1 protein-coding gene is annotated in these 444 nt (G+C 46.2%); it reads left to right on the top strand.

The window, feature by feature from the left end; genetic code table 11:
- Positions 1-71 precede the first annotated feature (71 nt).
- Positions 72-444: hypothetical protein (locus BTA35_RS16775; RefSeq protein ID WP_139363717.1), on the top strand; the 373-nt coding region annotated here is incomplete at its 3' end.

Genomic DNA, 444 nt, shown 5'->3' with positions numbered 1-444 from the left:
TTGATACACATGGGATGCTTGTTAACAAGTGGGATGCTGATGTAGCATTTGATACGCAGCGGTACATGAGTATGGCTAGTGATAACTTAGCTATGACTGTACATGCTGGGGAGGTTCCTGCGTTGTTGGAACAAACCGTAACGGGTAAGGTAATATTCCCGTACATGCGGTATGCGTTTGCTGGTAATCAGAAGATTCTACGTCGTGTGAATGCACGTTCTGGTCTTGCTGGTGTAGCGATGCTATTAGCGGCACAAGCACCTTTGAGTGCAATGCTTGCAGCTACCATCAACGTAACGAACGGTAAGGAATGGGATGATAACCTAGCAATCGTAGCAATGCGGACTGCAACCTCATTGGGTTATATTAGCCAAGCTATTGACCCAATTGCATCTGGAGGTTTCACGAACAGCGCTGTTGTGTTATCACCATTAACAAGTACGC

Origin of the sequence: Oceanospirillum linum, assembly GCF_001995095.2 — a bacterium.
GTDB lineage: Bacteria > Pseudomonadota > Gammaproteobacteria > Pseudomonadales > Halomonadaceae > Oceanospirillum > Oceanospirillum linum.
Note: the sequence above shows the minus strand (reverse complement) of the source record. Positions and strands in the feature narration are given on the sequence as shown.